13 protein-coding genes are annotated in these 16,541 nt (G+C 65.8%); 6 read left to right on the forward strand and 7 right to left on the reverse strand.

Annotated elements, in window-relative coordinates:
* Positions 1-93 precede the first annotated feature (93 nt).
* Entirely contained in the window at positions 94-1,020 is a 927-nt protein-coding gene (locus AC5P60_RS05195) for an ABC transporter six-transmembrane domain-containing protein (RefSeq protein WP_483693178.1), read from the forward strand.
* 179 nt (positions 1,021-1,199) lie between these two features.
* Here AC5P60_RS05195 and AC5P60_RS05200 read toward each other — a convergent pair whose 3' ends face one another.
* A complete protein-coding gene (locus AC5P60_RS05200; RefSeq protein ID WP_231522273.1) occupies positions 1,200-2,312 on the reverse strand; it encodes a DNA glycosylase AlkZ-like family protein in 1,113 nt (370 codons plus the stop codon).
* A 53-nt stretch (positions 2,313-2,365) separates the two neighbouring features.
* Positions 2,366-2,950 (reverse strand): TetR/AcrR family transcriptional regulator, encoded by a 585-nt coding sequence (locus AC5P60_RS05205; protein ID WP_033834288.1) that lies wholly within the window; start codon positions 2,948-2,950, stop codon positions 2,366-2,368.
* 259 nt (positions 2,951-3,209) lie between these two features.
* On the opposite strand from AC5P60_RS05205, the gene AC5P60_RS05210 reads away from it, so the two are divergent.
* Positions 3,210-5,402 (forward strand): TonB-dependent receptor, encoded by a 2,193-nt coding sequence (locus tag AC5P60_RS05210; protein WP_483693179.1) that lies wholly within the window; start codon positions 3,210-3,212, stop codon positions 5,400-5,402.
* Between the two features lie 77 nt (positions 5,403-5,479).
* Here AC5P60_RS05210 and AC5P60_RS05215 read toward each other — a convergent pair whose 3' ends face one another.
* The gene (locus tag AC5P60_RS05215; protein ID WP_353949924.1) at positions 5,480-6,145 is read right to left on the reverse strand and encodes a TraX family protein; all 666 of its coding nucleotides are present in this window, start codon (positions 6,143-6,145) and stop codon (positions 5,480-5,482) included.
* Positions 6,146-6,259: 114 nt separating this feature from the next.
* Here AC5P60_RS05215 and pip point away from each other — a divergent pair, with 114 nt between their 5' ends.
* Positions 6,260-7,207: a prolyl aminopeptidase gene (pip, locus tag AC5P60_RS05220; RefSeq protein ID WP_088470419.1), complete on the forward strand. Its 948-nt coding sequence runs from the start codon at positions 6,260-6,262 to the stop codon at positions 7,205-7,207.
* Between the two features lie 236 nt (positions 7,208-7,443).
* Here pip and AC5P60_RS05225 read toward each other — a convergent pair whose 3' ends face one another.
* The 4 genes from AC5P60_RS05225 to AC5P60_RS05240 form a co-directional block, all read right to left on the reverse strand.
* Positions 7,444-8,070 (reverse strand): hypothetical protein, encoded by a 627-nt coding sequence (locus tag AC5P60_RS05225; protein WP_483693180.1) that lies wholly within the window; start codon positions 8,068-8,070, stop codon positions 7,444-7,446.
* 562 nt (positions 8,071-8,632) lie between these two features.
* Complete coding sequence (locus AC5P60_RS05230) at positions 8,633-11,137, reverse strand: TcfC E-set like domain-containing protein (protein WP_495201698.1); 2,505 nt, start codon at positions 11,135-11,137, stop codon at positions 8,633-8,635.
* Between the two features lie 67 nt (positions 11,138-11,204).
* Entirely contained in the window at positions 11,205-11,699 is a 495-nt protein-coding gene (locus tag AC5P60_RS05235; protein WP_483693182.1) for a CS1 type fimbrial major subunit, read from the reverse strand.
* Between the two features lie 110 nt (positions 11,700-11,809).
* Positions 11,810-12,544, reverse strand: coding sequence for a hypothetical protein (locus AC5P60_RS05240; RefSeq protein WP_033834295.1), 735 nt, complete (start codon positions 12,542-12,544; stop codon positions 11,810-11,812).
* 266 nt (positions 12,545-12,810) lie between these two features.
* Here AC5P60_RS05240 and AC5P60_RS05245 point away from each other — a divergent pair, with 266 nt between their 5' ends.
* From AC5P60_RS05245 to mgtA, 3 genes are all read left to right on the forward strand, one after another.
* The gene (locus tag AC5P60_RS05245; RefSeq protein WP_033834296.1) at positions 12,811-13,110 is read left to right on the forward strand and encodes an EF-hand domain-containing protein; all 300 of its coding nucleotides are present in this window, start codon (positions 12,811-12,813) and stop codon (positions 13,108-13,110) included.
* Positions 13,111-13,402: 292 nt separating this feature from the next.
* Positions 13,403-13,702 carry a hypothetical protein gene (locus AC5P60_RS05250; protein WP_483693183.1) on the forward strand — a complete coding sequence of 100 codons (300 nt, stop codon included), beginning with the start codon at positions 13,403-13,405 and terminating at the stop codon, positions 13,700-13,702.
* Between the two features lie 63 nt (positions 13,703-13,765).
* Positions 13,766-16,525, forward strand: coding sequence for a magnesium-translocating P-type ATPase (gene mgtA / locus AC5P60_RS05255; RefSeq protein WP_049433539.1), 2,760 nt, complete (start codon positions 13,766-13,768; stop codon positions 16,523-16,525).
* Positions 16,526-16,541 lie beyond the last annotated feature (16 nt).

The raw sequence follows: 16,541 nt of genomic DNA on the forward strand, positions 1-16,541 counted from the left end.
TGCCCGCTCCAAAGGACTGCAGATACTGGGCGCGACGTGGGAGATGGCAGGCATCCGTCCCCTGCCCTGTCTCCGACCCCCCCCAGGCATCCCATGAAACACCCCCACGATCCAGCGGCCGCCGCCGGCAGCATCGGCCAGCAGAATGCGGCCGCCACCCTTAAGGCCATCCTGCGCACCTACCCCTGGCAGCTCACCGGCACGTTCTCGCTGGTCGCACTGGAGAACGCACTGCTGCTGGCCTATCCGCTGTTCGCCGGCTTCGCGGTGGACGCGATCATCAGCGGCAACATCGGCCATGCCATCTCCTACGCCGGCGTGGTGCTGCTGTTCTGGTTGGTCGGTGCCGCCCGCCGCGCGGTCGATACCCGGACCTTCACCCGCATCTATGCCGATCTGGCAGTGAGCGTGGTGCAGGCGCAGCGCCGCCTGGGCCAGGCCACCTCCACTTCGGCGGCCCGCGTCGTTCTGGCCCGCGAGTTCGTCGACTTCTTCGAAAAGCACGTGCCGATCATCGCCACCGCACTGGTATCCATGTTTGGCGCTGCGATCATGCTGCTCGCAATTGAACCGCTGGTCGGTGGTGCCGCCCTCCTCGCGCTGTTCGGTGCTCTCCTGCTGCTGCCGTCGTTCGCGCATCGCAACGAGCAGTTGCATGGGCGCCTCAACAACCGCCTGGAACAGGAAATCCGACTGGTGGACCGGGTCAGTCCCTCGGTGCTGCGCCGTCACTACACCACGCTGTCGCGCCTGCGCATCCTGCTCTCCGATCGCGAAGCCAGCGCCGTGCTGGCCGTCGGCGCGACGGCAGCAGCCCTGTTCGCACTGACCATCGGCCGCCTTGCCACCACCGATGGCGTTACCCCCGGTCACGTCTATGCGGTGATGACCTATCTGTGGACCTTCGCCGGCAGCCTGGACGATGCGCCGTCAATGGTGGATCAGCTCGCGCGGCTGAAGGACATCGGCCGGCGAGTCAGCCCCGGCATGGACCATGCGGACCACAAGGACGCCGCTTGACCGGTAGATGCCCACCTTGGTGGGCACCGATGGAAGCCAGCGCCAGCCAAGGTTGGCGGCTACCAGGCCTGAGCGGCGTTGCTCTGGTAGATGCCCACCTTGGTGGGCACCGGCGGGAGCCCGCGCCAACCAAGGTTGGCGACTACCGGGCGCGATGGGTACCCATGCGCCGCTTAGCGCTACAGGAACCTCGCCATCCGCTGCAGTTCGTCGTCCAGCGCGCCACGAAATACCTTGTCGCGGGCCAGCGACCTGCCGGCATAGCCCACGTTCGACACCAACTCACCTTCGCGCATGCTCAGGTTGGCCCAGCCCACCACCTGGTCGTGCCACAGTACCGGCAACGCGTAGTAGCCGTATTGACGCTTCGGTGCAGGCGTGTAGGCCTCGAACTTGTAGACCCAATCCCACAGCAGCTCGAAGCGGCGGCGATCCCACACCACCGGGTCGAACGGCGCGAGCAGGCGCACCTGTTCGTCCGGTGCATGGCGGCGCGAACGCGGATTCTCGTCCGCCGGCCAGTACCAGGTGGTGCCGTCCAGCGTGCAGCTGGCCAACTGCTGCTTGGCCAACGCCAATGCCTTGCGGGTCTGCTCGGCCAGATGTGGTGCGCCATAGCCCAGCAGGCGCACCAGATAGGTCAGGCTGGCCGAAGGCAGCGGTGCGTACTTGCGCACCACCAGATCGATCAGGGCGGCAGCACGTTTGATCTGCGCCTGTTCGCTGGAATCGGGCTCGGCATGATCGGCCACCGCGTAGATGCGCGTACCGCTATCGCGCCGTTGCACGCGCAGCAGGCCGCGGTAGTGCATGCCGTCCAGCAGATGGGTACTGGCATTGCTGGTGCCGCCCCAGTAGTTGATCACCCGCCCATGCGCGAACGCCTGGTCGACCTCGCGTGGGTGCACGCTGCCGCGCTCGCGCACGAAGGCCAACACGTCGGCCGCACGGCGATGGGTCTCGGCGTCCCACTCGCGTTTTGAGACACGCGGGTGCATCAGTGCCAGATGCTCGCGCGGCAGGAACCCGTAGTTCACCAGGCAATCCTCTTCCACCGGCAGACGCGTGTAGCGCCGCTCAAGATCCCCTGCGCGGTAATCCTTCACGCGGTGGCGCAGAGTCAGGTCCTGCGCGCGTGCGGGTGCGCGGATCGGGTCGGCCTGCACGAAGCCCAACCGCCGGATCGCGGCCAGCAGCGTGGTCGGCTTGAACAGGGTGCGCGCCACCGCGTAGCGGCGAAGATCATCGAGAGTAGGCGTGGCAGGCATGGCCTCATTGTAGATCCACGTCATGCGTAGGTGGGGCCTTGGCGAACCGTGCAACGGCATCCACGCATCGCATGGATCTACCGAAGCCGCGATACCTCCAGAGAACCGATCACCAGCGCCCGCATGCCCTGCTTGAACTCGGTGATCACCTGCCCCTCCTCGTCATCCGCAATCGCGTAGACGGTGTCGGCGCCGGCGATGCAGTAGAACGCGATCGTGGCCAGCAGCCAGCGCGCCTTGTCCACCGGCAGGCCGAACACCTCGGCCACGTGCGCCTGGTGCGAGGCGATCTTCTCCAGCATCGGCGCGGTCGCCACCGTGCGCCGAAGCAGGTACGGCGGCAGCCCGGGATGCGCCTTCACCACCTCGCACAGCGACTCCACGAACCCCATCAGGTAGGCCTCCAGCCCACCCGGTGCGTCGACCGACGCGCGCGGAATCTGCCAGCGCTGGAACACCGCCTCCGCCACCAGGCGCTTCAACGCCTCTACGTTGGCCACGCGCTTGTACAGCGCCGCCTGGGTCACCGCCAGTTCGGCGGCCACGTTGGCCATGGTCAGATTGGGCAGGCCCAGACGGATGCCGATGTCGGCCAGGCGCTCCGGGGTGATGGTGGGCGGGCGGCCACGGATCGGCGCCGTTGGATCGGGGTGCGTGCTCATGCGGTGCCTGCTCTTACGGTGCGCGTCCATACCCTGCTGAGGGTGCCAGCAAAGGGACCCTCTTGTCCGCTTCGATTGATTTAGTTTATCTTACTCAACTAATTCGGAAGGCGCCCAGCACGCTGCCCGTGATCGAGCCCATGGCTCACCTCCCGCCAGGTCCCCACCCAGCCAACAACCCTGCGCTGCGCCCTCTCCCCGTGCTTGCCGTCGACAGCGCGCCAGGCGCGCTCGCGCCTGCGATTCACAGGACTCTGGCATGACCGTTTACAACTTCACTTCTGCACAGCATCGTGCTGCCGCATTCTCAGGCCTGATGCATCCGCCGGGCATGCCCCTGCGTTATCGGGTGTCCGCCTTGGCGTTAGGGCTGCTGGCCTCGTTTGCCGCCCTGGCCGACACTGCACCGTCCACCCTGCCCTCGGTGCAGGTGCAGGAACAGCGCCGGGTCACTGCAGACTATGCGGGCGGGCAAGTGGCTGCCGGCAGCCGCGTCGGCCTGCTCGGCGACAAGGACTTCATGGACACGCCGTTCAGTACGGTCAGCTACACCGAGTCCTTCATCCGTGATCGCCAGGCCAAGGACCTGACCGACGTCATCGCCGCCACCGACCCTACGGTGTTCAGCAACGGCGTCACCGGTTCGTGGAGCGAAAACTACGCGATCCGTGGCTTTGCCTCCAACACCAGCGACACCACCTTCAATGGCCTCAGCGGCATGGCGCCGTACTACCGCACTTCGCCGGAAGTGTTCGAACGCATCGAGGTGCTGAAAGGCCCCTCCGCGCTGCTCAACGGCATGCCGCCGGGCGGTTCGGTTGGTGGCAGCGTCAACCTGGTCCCCAAGCGTGCCGGCGATCAAGCGCTGCTGCGCGTCAGTGCCAACTTTGCCTCCGACGCGCAGTTCGGCACCCATGTGGATATGGGCCGTCGCCTGGGCGCCGACAAGCAGTTCGGCATCCGCTTCAACGGTGCCTACCGTGATGGCGATGGCGCGGTCGGCAAGCAGCGCAAGAAGGCCCAGCTCGGTTCGCTGGCACTGGACTGGCGCGGCGAACGTGCGCGGCTGTCGGCCGATCTGTACAGCGCCGATGACCGCGTGGACGGCCCGGCGCGCGGCGTCGGTTTGGCACCGGGCGTGGCCATTCCGCGGCCGCCGCGTGGCGATACGCTGATCAACCCGGACTGGGCCTACGTGGACAGCCAGGACAAGGGCGCGATGCTGCGCGGCGAACTGGATATCAACGATAGCCTGACAACCTACCTCGCGTATGGCTCCAGCAGGACCGACTACCGCTACAACGGTTCGATCAGCGCGCAGGTCCTCAATCCAGCCGGCGACTTCACCACGGTGATCGGCCAGCTCGCCTTCGATATCAAGAAGCAGTCCGCAGATGCCGGCCTGCGCGGCAGCTTCCGCACCGGCGTTGTCAGCCACCAGTGGGCCGCCAACGTGACCCACTACCAACACACCCAGAACGATTACGGCCGCCGCAGCGTGCCGGGCTGGGACTGGACCACCAATCTGTATAACCCGGTGTGGGGCCCGGCGGCACCGTTCGTAGCGCCGCACATCTCACACACCGAGCTGCGGCTGGACAGCCTCGGTTTCGCCGACTCCCTCGCCTTCGCCGATGACCGCGTGCAGCTGACCTTGGGCGTGCGCCGCCAGCAGGTGGTCAGTGAGACCTTCAACGTCGCTACCGGCGCACGCACCTCGCGCTACGACGAGAGCGCCAACACGCCGGCAGCGGCGCTGCTGGTGAAGGCCACCGAAAGGGTCTCCCTCTACACCAACTACATCGAAGGCCTCAGCCAGGGCGCCACCGCGCCGATGACCGCCGCCAACGCCGGCGATGTGTTCGCACCGTTTCGCACCAAGCAGAAGGAGCTGGGACTGAAGCTGGACCTGGGCAGCTTCGCGCACACCTTCAGCGTGTACGAGATCAAGCGACCGAGCAGCTACACCGACCCGATCACGAATATCTTCTCGTTTGGTGGCGAACAACGTAACCGCGGCGTGGAATGGGGCTTCTTCGGCGCACCGATGGACGGCGTGCGCCTGCTCGGTGGCGTGGCCTATGTGCAGCCGAAGCTGACCCGCACGGCCGGCGGCGTGAATGAAGGACGCATCGCCACCGCCGTGGCGCAGCGCCAGTCCAAGCTGGGCGTGGAATGGGATGTGCCGACCTTGCAGGGCCTCACCTTGACCGGCAATGCCACGGCGATGTCGAAGCAGTACATCAGTGCCGACAATGGCCTGTCGGTGCGGGGGCGTACGTTGTTCGACGTGGGCGCGCGCTACAGCACCACCGTGGCGGGTCGACCGCTTGCGCTGCGGGCCAGCGTGAACAACGTGACCAACAAGGCGTACTGGGGCATGCCGTTGCTTTCAAGCCTGGCGCTGGGTGCGCCGAGGACGGTGTTGCTCTCTGCGACGATGGATTTCTGAGCCGGACGACAAACTGTCAACGGGATCCACGCCTGGCGTGGATCTACCGACACAAGGCACGACCACGCACGCACTGATCACGAAAGCACGCGCGCCACCACCGCCAGCACCGCCAGATGCCCCACGTAGTACCCATAGAACACCCAGCGCCAGCGCGGCAGTTGCCACGGCACCCGCGTCGCCAGCACGACCACCGGAACAGCCAGCACTGCCCAGCCGTTGCGGTTGACCCCGCACACCGCTGCAAGCCCAACCAGCAACATCCACCACGCCCGATGCTGGAACGCGAGCCAGGCCAGCAGCACGGCGCCAACACCGGCCCACTGGTAGTCCACGAACATCGGCAGCACGCCGGCAACCAGCAACAGCAGCACAGGCCGATTGTTCGCAAGCGCATGCACGGCCACCACCGCCAGGGTGAAGGTGAGCAGGATGTCGAGCGGCAGCCAGGAACCGAACGCAAGTGCGTGCAACGGCTGCGCGATCAGCCCCCATAGCGCGAGCCGGCGAATCGATTTGCGCAGGTCGGCGCCCGGCTGGGCCAGGTTGCAGGCCATCACCAGCGCGAACAGCGGGAAGGCGATACGCCCCAGTTCGCTGACCACCGGCACGTAGCCGCCGAAGACCACCTTGGCCACGTGGTCGCCGGTCATGGCCAGCAGCGCGATCCACTTCAGCAGCTCGCGCGCGCCGCTGCCGAGGGTGAGGTTGAACGTGGACGTCCCGGTCGTGGTCGCTTGCATCGCGGAAGCTTATGCGCAACGGCCAGCCCATTTCCAGCGCCGCGCAGGAGGCCACCGCTGCAAGCCGCAGGTGGCGGCGCTATGCTGGCCGCCCCTGCTTGTGAGACACCCGCCATGCGCACCCTGTACCCGGCCATCGAGCCCTACCGCGAATTCACCCTGCCGGTGAGCGATCTGCACAGGCTGCATATCGAAGAGTGCGGCACGCCGGAGGGCATTCCGGTGGTGTACCTGCACGGTGGCCCGGGCGCCGGTATCTCGCCGACCCATCGGCGCTTCTTCGACCCGGCGCGCTACCGCATCGTGTTGATCGACCAGCGCGGCAGCGGCCGCTCCACGCCGTTCGGCGAGCTGCGCGACAACACCACGCAGGACCTGGTGGCCGACATCGAGAAGGTGCGTGAGCACCTGGGCATCGAACGCTGGCTGGTCTACGGCGGCTCGTGGGGGTCGACGCTGTCGCTGGCCTACGCGCAGGCACATCCCGAGCGCGCCACCGGCCTGATCGTGCGTGGCGTGTTCCTCGGCCGCGAAATCGAGAACCGCTGGTTTGCCGAGGCCAACGGCGGTGCACGCTGGATTTTCCCGGAGCGCTGGGACCGCTATGAGGCCTACATTCCAGAAGCCGAGCGTGGCGACATGATCGCGGCCTACTGGACGCGCATGAATGGCCCGGATGAAGCGACCCGCATCGAAGCCGCACAGGCCTGGCTGGGCTGGGAAGACAACGCCGCCACCCTGCAGCACGACGTGGATGCCGAATCCACCGACGATCCGCTGGACGTGCTGGCCAAGGCGCGCATTGAAGCGCATTACTTCCGCAACGGCATCTTCCTGGAGCCGGACCAGCTGCTGCGTGGCATCGATCGCATCCGCCACCTGCCCGGCGTGATCGTGCAGGGGCGCTACGACATCATCTGCCCACCACGCAGCGCATGGGATCTGGCCAAGGCCTGGCCGGAAGCCAGGCTGGAGATGGTGACCTCCGGCCACAGCGCGAACGAGTCGGCGACGGTGGATGCGCTGGTACGTGCCACAGACGCGTTCGCCGACCGCTTCTGAAGGCTTGGGGTAGTGCCGGCCGCTGGCCGGCATCCCAGCGATCGCCGGTAGAATCGTCTATCGCGCACACCCCGCGATTTCGGCTTCCCACCAAGTACAGTCTCAGGCTCGCTCTCCGCACGTCACGGATTGGCATCAAACACCACCGTCATGTTGCCCTGCCAATGCGAACCGGGTGACTTCAGCATCTCCGTCACCGCGTCACGCCCAGCAGTAAAGCGCAGCGTCGAACGCCGCTACACCAGATAGCCATCCGGCGTGAAACGTGGCGCCCGCGCATCATCCGGCAGCAGCGCTGCGTTCTGCGCAGGCCGTCCATCGCGCACGTTGCTCATGCCCGGAATGGTGACATCCAGGTCCACCGGCACCGCACCATCAGCGCCGGCGTTGCGGATACCGCATCGCCCGCCAGCCTCGAACTCACAGCGCAGCTTCACGCTGAAATCCATCGATGTGGTGAGGTGGAACGGAAGCTCCTGGCGCAACCATCGGGGGGCGCGACCGTGCCCACTCCATTGCGACCAGCCTCCCTCCGGCACCAACTGCACGCCAGGCTGCTCACCAGCAAAGTTGACCTGGAAATCATGGGCGACATGCAGCGTGAAGTTCAGGGAAAGAAGCCTGTCGGACACCACCGCGTTGTCACCGAAGTCAAAGTCTCCACCAGGCCCCATATCCAGGTCCAAGCGTCCCCTGTATATACCATTCTGCATCAACAGTGGATCTGGCGTAACCAGCTCATAGGAGAAGCTGAGCCCGCGGGAAATGCTCAGTTTCCCGGGGATGGCGTGGCGCGCACGCTTTACACAGCTGCCATCGTCAGCGAACTCCCATACGAACAGCGCGCTGAACGCAGTACCCATGATGGGGCCGCCGCGACCCCGGCAGGGTGCGGGCGGCAAGAACAGGCCCCAGCTGCCATCCCATAACGCATAGTGTGCATCATAGGCACCACTGGAAGGATCCGCGCCGACCAACTGCCTTACATCCGCGGGGAGGACGGCATCACCCGCCAGGATTCCAATGCGAATGGCAACCTCGGATTCATGCGAGCCATTGGAGACCTTCAGCGTTCTCTTCCTTGATGGAATTTTCAGATGGAACGATTGCCTGGCATCACCATCTGCAGGCACATCAAGAAAGCTGACATCGATTGGCAGCGCCAGCGAGAAGACACCGTGGGCCTTGCAGTTGTAGTAGCTCGCCCAGATGACAGAGGCCTGATTCCGGCGTTGTGTTCACGAAGCGGTCGTGCGAAGGATTGAGTGCGTTCGGGCGGAACTCCGCCATGATATCCAGCTCCAGCGACCAGGCGCATGGTATTGCCGCGGACAATCCAATGAAGATGGCGGACATGAGCGTGTAGCGCCAGGTGCTGCGATTCATTCGCATGCGTTCGTCCTTCTTTGTATAGACAGCCTCCACTTAGCCCCCAGCCTTCTGCGACGGACACCCCACTCTTCCCACCATCAATACATCCCCCTCGCGCGGATAGCGACCCTCCTCCATCGTCAGCACACAGCTGACCAGGTTCGGGTAGCGCAGCTCCACCACCGGCGCGCGCGCGCTGAGCTCAAGGGTGAAGAACCCTTCTTCCTGGCTGACGCTGCGCCCGGCGTGATTGATCACCTGCACACCGCGCATGCCGTTGCCCTCGGCATCGAGTACCTGACCCATTACGGTGAAGGTGCGCAGCACATCCACGGTGGTGTGCATGACCCCGCCCTTGTTCAGGTGGTAGCTGACGGTGGCAGGCTGCAGCGTGGCGGCGGGCGCGTTCCGACCCTGGAAGTCGAACTGCACATGGCCTGCCCGGTAAGCAGTAACCGGCACGAAGTTGCGCCCCGGCTTCAGTTCCACGCCGCCGCCCCGGCTGTCATCGGCACGCAACGCAATACCAGGGTAGTCGCTACGCACGTCAACGATGATGCCGGTATCCACGCTGCCGCTGCGCCCCTGGCCCAGCACCGCTGCATGGCCACCGCCGATCACCAGCGTACTGTCCAGGTTGGCGCTGCCACTGACACGGCCCGAGCCTGCGCCACGGTACAGTTGCAGGTCGCCCTCCAGCAGCGAGCTCTGCAGATAGGCACCCGCGGTGGCACCGACGCCGCTGCGCTCGGCACTGATCATGCCGTTCACGCTCTGCAGCAGCTTGCCGTCGACGCGTTGCGTCGCTGCCGCGCTGACATAGGTGTCGCGCTGGCCAGCCTCACCGGTGCGACTGCCCAGGCTGCCACTGTAGCTGCGGCGTTCACTGCCCAGCGACACACTGACGGTCAGATCGATACCGCGCTGCCTGCGATAGTGGGTGAAGCGGCTGCCGGGGCGGTCGTAGGCCGAGACCCGCCAGTTCACATCATGCTTGCCGAACAGGGTCTCGCGACGGCCATAGGAGACGTCAATGCCGGTGCCCTTGGTGAAGCCCGAGCTGCGGGCCACACGCAGGGTGGCGTTGTCGCGGTGGCTGAAACGATGGGTGATGGATACCGCCGTGGTGTCCTGCCAGCCGCCACGCGTTTCCCAGCGCGGTGCAGAACCGTCACCAGGCAGGACGCGCTGGCGCTGCTCGGCCCAGCTGCGCGCATGGTTGGCCACCACAGAACCGGCGCGGTAGCGGTACAGCCCCTGCAGGTCCATGCCACGCCCGGCATCACTGGAGGTATAGAAATTGGTGTAGGTGCTGACGCGGTCGTTTGCCTGCCAGTCCATCGACAGGCCAGTCGCACGCCGCGCGCCGATCTGCTGCACCGTGGCACCGGCCACCGCACGGGGATGCACCAGGTAATTGACCACCGCACCCGCGGCCAGCTTGCCCTCCTGCGTTGCGCGACCACTATCGAGCAGGCCGCGCTGTTGGCCGGCAAACACGCTGTAGCGCCAACGGCGGCTGGGGTCGCTCCAACGGCTGGGCTTGTGGATCGACGCAGTCTCACGGGAGGCCTCATGGCCATCTTCGACGACGCGCAGTTCCACGTCGTAGATGCCCCCCGGCAGGCGACGGGTGTCGATTTCCTGGATACCGGGCTTGACCGCCTGCGTGGACAGCAGATTGCCATCGCGCAGGATCTCCACCACGCCTTCGCGGCTCGCGGTGACGTAGACCGGGTACACGCTGTGGCTGCGCGTGTCGGCCAGCAGCACGTCCGACGAGCCGAGCATGAATCCCAGCGCGGTATCGTTCTGCGAACCCGGTGCACGCGGTTGGCGGATGATGCCCTCGAATGTGGGCAGAAAATACCCCGCGCGCACGAAATGGTCGCCCAGCTCGCGCTGCGCATACAGGGCGCTGAGATAGTGCTCGCGGCTGCCCGGTTGGGCATAGTACTGATAGCTGCCGACGGTACTCCAGCGCCCGACGCTCCCCCGCAGTTCGGCACTGTAGCGTGCAGTGGCCTGCTGCTCCTGGCCGCCATGCACAGCCAGGCTGTTGCGCACGATCAGGCCATGGCTGCCTCCCTCCGGCAACGCGACGTGGCGCCCTTCCTTGTGCGCGCCCGCCGGGGTCAACAGGCTGAGAAGGGAGTTGGACAGGCTATAGTGCAGCGCCGCGAGCCCACGGCATTGCTGAGGGCACACCCCGAGCAGCAACGGCTCGGCCAGCGCGTCAGCCCAGCGCGTACGTTCGCTCTCTGGCCACGTGCTCCCATGCGCTTCGCCGAATCCAATCAGCTGCACGCGATTGTCTTCGTGCAACAGAACTTCGGCGTCGCCCAGATAGTCCCCGTCCAGCTCCACCCGCACGGTCAGCGGATTGCCAAACAGGTACTCGCGGAACTCCGCTGGCATGCGCTCGCGCTGCTCCAGCAGGCTGGGCAGCTCGCCGAGCGCTAGGCCGGCGGCCTGGCTCGACGCGGCAAACACCACGGCGCCGATGCCAGCAGCCAGGCGCGCGAGGGCTGGAGATGCGGGACGGATGGGAAGTCTCATGGGCGGATCCCCGTGCCCTCCCTCCGCATCCCTGATGCGGAAGGGAGAGCACGAAGCTGCTTGATCGTCAGATGTCGCTCTCGAAGATCATGTGGAACTGGCCGCCGTAGCGGCCCTGCTTGTAGCCACCGGCCGGCGCAGTCGGGGCGATGGCAAACGCCAGCGACTTGCCGGCCGCCGCCTGCGATTCAGTGGCCACCTCGATCTTGGCTGCCGCGGTGGCCGGCACGACCTTGTTGTCCAGTTTGACGACCAGGTCCACCACGTCTGCCGCCGATGACATCTGCGCCGGCGCGGTGAGATAGGCACTGATGGCCGCCGGTGACTTCACGTTGATGACGCGGCCGGTCAGCTCAATCAGCTCCTGGCGGGCGGTGTCCCACGGCAGGTTCTGCGGCAGGCCTTCCCAGCCGTCCGGTGTGGACACCTGCAGGCCGGACGCGTTCGGCACGTCGGCGGTGACGTTGACGGTGATCGACTTGGTTTCGGGCGCTGCCAGGGCAACGGCCGGGGTGATCAGCAGGGCGGTCGCCGCTGCCAGCAAAGTGGTCTTCAGGGACATCGATGTACTCCAGGTTCAAGAGTGGATATCAAGGTGCCAGGCAAGGGCAATGCAGTCCCAGCGGGCGCCTGGCAGGCCCGTTCGGAACAGATCCATCGGTGGGAGTGCGTTCAGCGGCGTGAGTCGATGCTGCGCTGGCTCTCGCCTTCGAGAAGCTCGAAGCGCAGGAACTGGTGTTCGGCGGCCTGCAGCGCATAGCTGTTGCCGGGACGCACATGGGCGATGATTCCAGGTGTGCAGGTGTCTGGGCGGTCGCGCTCGCACTGGCGCAGGTTGTCCAGCACCACGGTGGCATTGCCACGATTGCGCACCTGTCGCGGCTCGATGAGCGTGTCGTAATGCGGGTTGTCCGGTGCGACGAAGAAAATCGTGCCGTAACCAGTGAACACGCGGATGGCCGAGGTCAGCTCCGACGCCTCACGGGCCTGTTCCTCGCTGAGCGAGAATTCCTCGGCCGTCGGGGCCACCGGAATGAAGCGCAAGCGGTAGTAGCGTTCCCGGTCACGCGCACCGCGATACACCAGGCGTGTGGCCTGCTGCCCGCTGCCGGCGATGATCAGGCGGCTGGGACTGGCGATGACGCCCTGTGCGTCCGGTGCATTGCGGACCAATGCTGTGGTATCCACCGGTGCCTCGCTGGCCTTTCCCTGCGCATCGAAGTGCATCTCGGTGACCTCCACGCGCACATAGGCCGTGGCATCACCGGTGTTGCGGATGCGCTTGAGCAGGTTGCTGTGCGCAGGTTGCAGGTAATCGAACAGCACGCCGACGTTGATCTGGGGTGTCGATGCACGTGCGGTGCCGGAAAGGAGGACCAGAAGAAGCAGTGAGAGAAGACGAGGCATGGTGAGCGCGCAGCAGGAGGCGAGCTCAAATTTTCACGACTGGATCACAAGTTCGATATGCAACAAGTTGCAAAAGTCGACATACGCCAGCTGCTTGAAACAATTCCGAGTCTGCACACCCGGGCACACCGGACCGACACGATGGCGATGAACCGCAAGGCACTTGCCTGCATGCCGGCCTGCATTTTTCGCGCGTCGCTTACGGATCGCTGCTGATGATTGCGTCAGGGTCGCCAGCGTGGCGATTTCCATCACAGGAGCAAGCCATGACAGGTTTCCGCTACCTTCCCGCCGCCCTCATCATGACCGCCGGCCTGCTGCTGGGCGCGTGCTCCAGAAGCCAGGAGGCCGGCAAGGCCACTGCCACCGATGAAGTGACCGAGGTAAAGCTCATCCCGGCCTATGCGGCACTGGACAAGGACAAAGACGGCGTCGTCACCCTGGCCGAGGTGGATGCGGTGGCGCCGGACTGGGCCGGGCGCCTGCACGCCTGCGATACCGACCGCGACCAGAAGCTGAGCCGCGGCGAGTACGACGTGTGCAAGCAGACCAGCACCTCGCACTGACGCAGTGATCAACCCTCGGCTGCGCCAACCTGTGTACGGCTATACCAAGGTATAGCCGGGCTAACCCACGGGCCTCTAGGACTGTCCCATTCAGGGGCGGACAATAGCACCACCGGCTAGGGCAACCCTGGCTGGCACCTTTCCCTCATGGAGACGCAGATGGACCCCGACCCTGCCGGGTGCGCCGCACCCCGGATCACCGCTTGTTGCCTGTTCCTGGCGCCTGCCCGCCTGTCCCTGCCTGCCTGAGTGACGGGGATCGCCAGGCGCCGCCTGCCTGGAGCTCGCCCCCGTGTCCTACAAGATCCTCTACATCACCCTGCGCCGCCTGATCGGCGAGCGCGATGTTGCCGCCCTGCGCAGCCAGCTGCTGCAATACGGCCCGGTCATGTTTGCCCGTTCGCTGTCGCTCGGTTCGCCGCGCGTGGTGGCCGACGCCTTGTCGCTGCTGCCGATCAGCGAGCGCATCGCTGTGCTGCGTCATCTGCCCTATCCCCTGCGCGATGCGATGAAGCCACTGTGCATCGGCGGCAGCCAGCGCCTGCACATGCAGCCGTGGTCACCGGCGGTGCTGGCGATGCGCCACGCCTGAACTGCTTCGTCCATTCCGTTCGTGTTCCGGCCCCGGCCGGCTCTGACATTCGAGGAGAGTCCCATGAGCCTGCTCAACGCCTGGTTCAACGCCTTCCTGCGCAGCCGTCGCGCAGGCAACCTGTTCCGCCGGCGCGCGATGCCCGAGGCCGGCTTCGGCCCGGGCAGTGCCGAAGCGGCGCCGTTCGCACTCACCACCGGCCTGGTCACCCTCGCCCAGCAGGGCGAAACCGAGCTGCTCGCCACCCTTGAATCGCATGCCGATGGTCTCAGCCCGCATGAGGCCGAGGAACGGCAGGCCACGCTTGGCCCCAACGAGGTGGATCACGAAAAGCCGCTGCCGTGGTGGCGGCACCTGTGGCAGTGCTACCGCAATCCGTTCAACCTGCTGCTGACGGTCCTGGCGGCAGTGTCCTGGCTGACCGAGGACATCAAGGCCACCGTGGTGATCGGTGCGATGGTGCTGCTGTCCACGCTGATCCGCTTCGTGCAGGAGGGCCGCTCCAACCGCGCTGCCGAACGGTTGAAGGCATTGGTGGGCAACACCGCGCGCGTACTGCGCCGCAATCCGGGTACCGAAGCCGCCGATGTGGCCGACCAGTACTTCGGCGCCCACCTGCACAGTCGTCGCCCGGCGCGCCTGCTGGACCTGCCGATCCGCGAGCTGGTGCCCGGCGACCATATCGTGCTGTCGGCCGGCGACATGATTCCGGCCGATTGCCGCGTGCTGACCGCCAAGGACCTGTTCGTGGCGCAGGCGGCAATGACCGGTGAGTCGCTGCCGGTGGAGAAGTTCGCGCACCCGGGCGACGGACTGGCCGGCCTGCTGGAACAGCACAACCTGCTGTTCATGGGTACCAATGTGGTGTCCGGCACGGCCACGGCCATCGTGCTGGCCACCGGCAACCGCACCTACTTCGGAACGTTGGCCCAGCGCAGCACCGCCACCGACCGCGCACCGACCGCCTTCCAGGCGGGGGTCAACAGTGTCAGCTGGCTGCTGATCCGCTTTGCGCTGGTGATGGTGCCGTTCGTGCTGCTGATCAACGGCTGGACCAAGGGCGACTGGACCGAGGCGTTCCTGTTCGCGCTGTCGGTGGCGGTGGGCCTCACCCCGGAGATGCTGCCGATGATCGTCACCTCCACCCTGGCCAAGGGCGCGGTGCTGCTGTCGCGGCGCAAGGTGATCGTCAAGCGCTTGGACGCGATCCAGAACTTCGGCGCGATGGAAGTGCTGTGCACCGACAAGACCGGCACCCTCACCCAGGACAGGATCGCGCTGGAGCGCCACACCGATGTGTTCGGCCACGATTCGGAAGACGTACTGAAGTTCGCCTATCTCAACAGCCACTTCCAGACCGGGCTGATCAACCTCCTGGACCGCGCGGTGCTGGAACACGTGGAGCTGCAGAGCTCGCTGCGGCTGTCGCAGGACTACCACAAGGTGGACGAGATTCCGTTCGACTTCGAGCGCCGCCGCATGTCGGTGGTGGTGTCAGAGCGCGAGGACCACCACGAGCTGATCTGCAAGGGCGCGGTGGAAGAAATGCTGGCGGTGTGCAGCACCGTGCGCGAGAACGGCCGGGACATGCCACTGGACGAGCACCGCCTGGCCCGCGTGCGGCAGACCACCGAGGAACTGAACGAACAGGGCCTGCGCGTGGTGGCGGTGGCGATGAAGGAGACCGCCGCCAGCCAGACCACCTATTCGCAGGCCGACGAGTGCGACCTGACCCTGGTCGGCTACGTGGCCTTCCTGGACCCGCCGAAGGAATCGGCAGCGCAGGCGCTGCAGGCGCTGGCCGCGCATGGCGTGGAGGTCAAGGTCTTCACCGGCGACAACGAACTGGTGACCGCCCGTGTCTGCGCACAGGTGGGGCTGGACGCCGACTCCATCCTGACCGGCCCGCAGATCGAGCGCATGGATGACGGCGCGCTGTCGCGGGCGCTGCACCACCACCGCGTATTCGCCCGGCTGACGCCGCTGCACAAGGAGCGCCTGGTACGCGAGCTGCGCGCGCAGGGCAAGGTGGTCGGCTTCCTCGGTGACGGCATCAACGATGCACCGGCGCTGCGCGCAGCCGACATCGGCATCAGCGTGGACAGCGCGGTGGACATCGCCAAGGAGGCGGCCGACATCATCCTGCTGGAAAAGAACCTGATGGTGCTGGAGGAAGGTGTCATCCAGGGCCGGCGCACGTTCAACAACATGCTGAAGTACATCCGCATGACCGCCAGTTCCAACTTCGGCAACGTGTTCTCGGTGCTGGTGGCCTCGGCCTTCCTGCCGTTCCTGCCGATGCTGCCGCTGCAGCTGCTGGTGCAGAACCTGCTGTACGACATCTCGCAGATCGCCATTCCGTTCGACAACGTGGACGAGGAGCTGGTGCGCAAGCCACTGAAATGGAATCCGGCGGACATCGGCCGCTTCATGGTGTTTTTCGGGCCGATCAGCTCGATCTTCGACCTGAGTTGCTTCGCGCTGATGTGGTACGTGTTCGATGCACGCACGCCGGCCGACCAGGGCCTGTTCCAGTCCGGCTGGTTCGTGGTCGGCCTGCTCACCCAGACCCTGATCGTGCACATGATCCGCACGCCGAAGGTGCCGTTCCTGCAGAGCATCGCCGCGCCGCCGCTTCTGCTGATGACCGGCCTGATCATGGCCATTGGCGTGGCTCTGCCGATGAGCCCGCTGGCCGGCTATTTCAAGCTGCAGGCGCTGCCGGCCGGCTACTGGCCGTTCCTGGTGGCGATCCTGTTCGGCTATGCGGTGCTGACCACTGCGCTGAAGCGGTTCTACATCCGTCGTTACGGCTGGCAGTAAGCGCCCGCCGCCTTGT

Source organism: Stenotrophomonas sp. YJH_SMC_120, assembly GCF_059368675.1.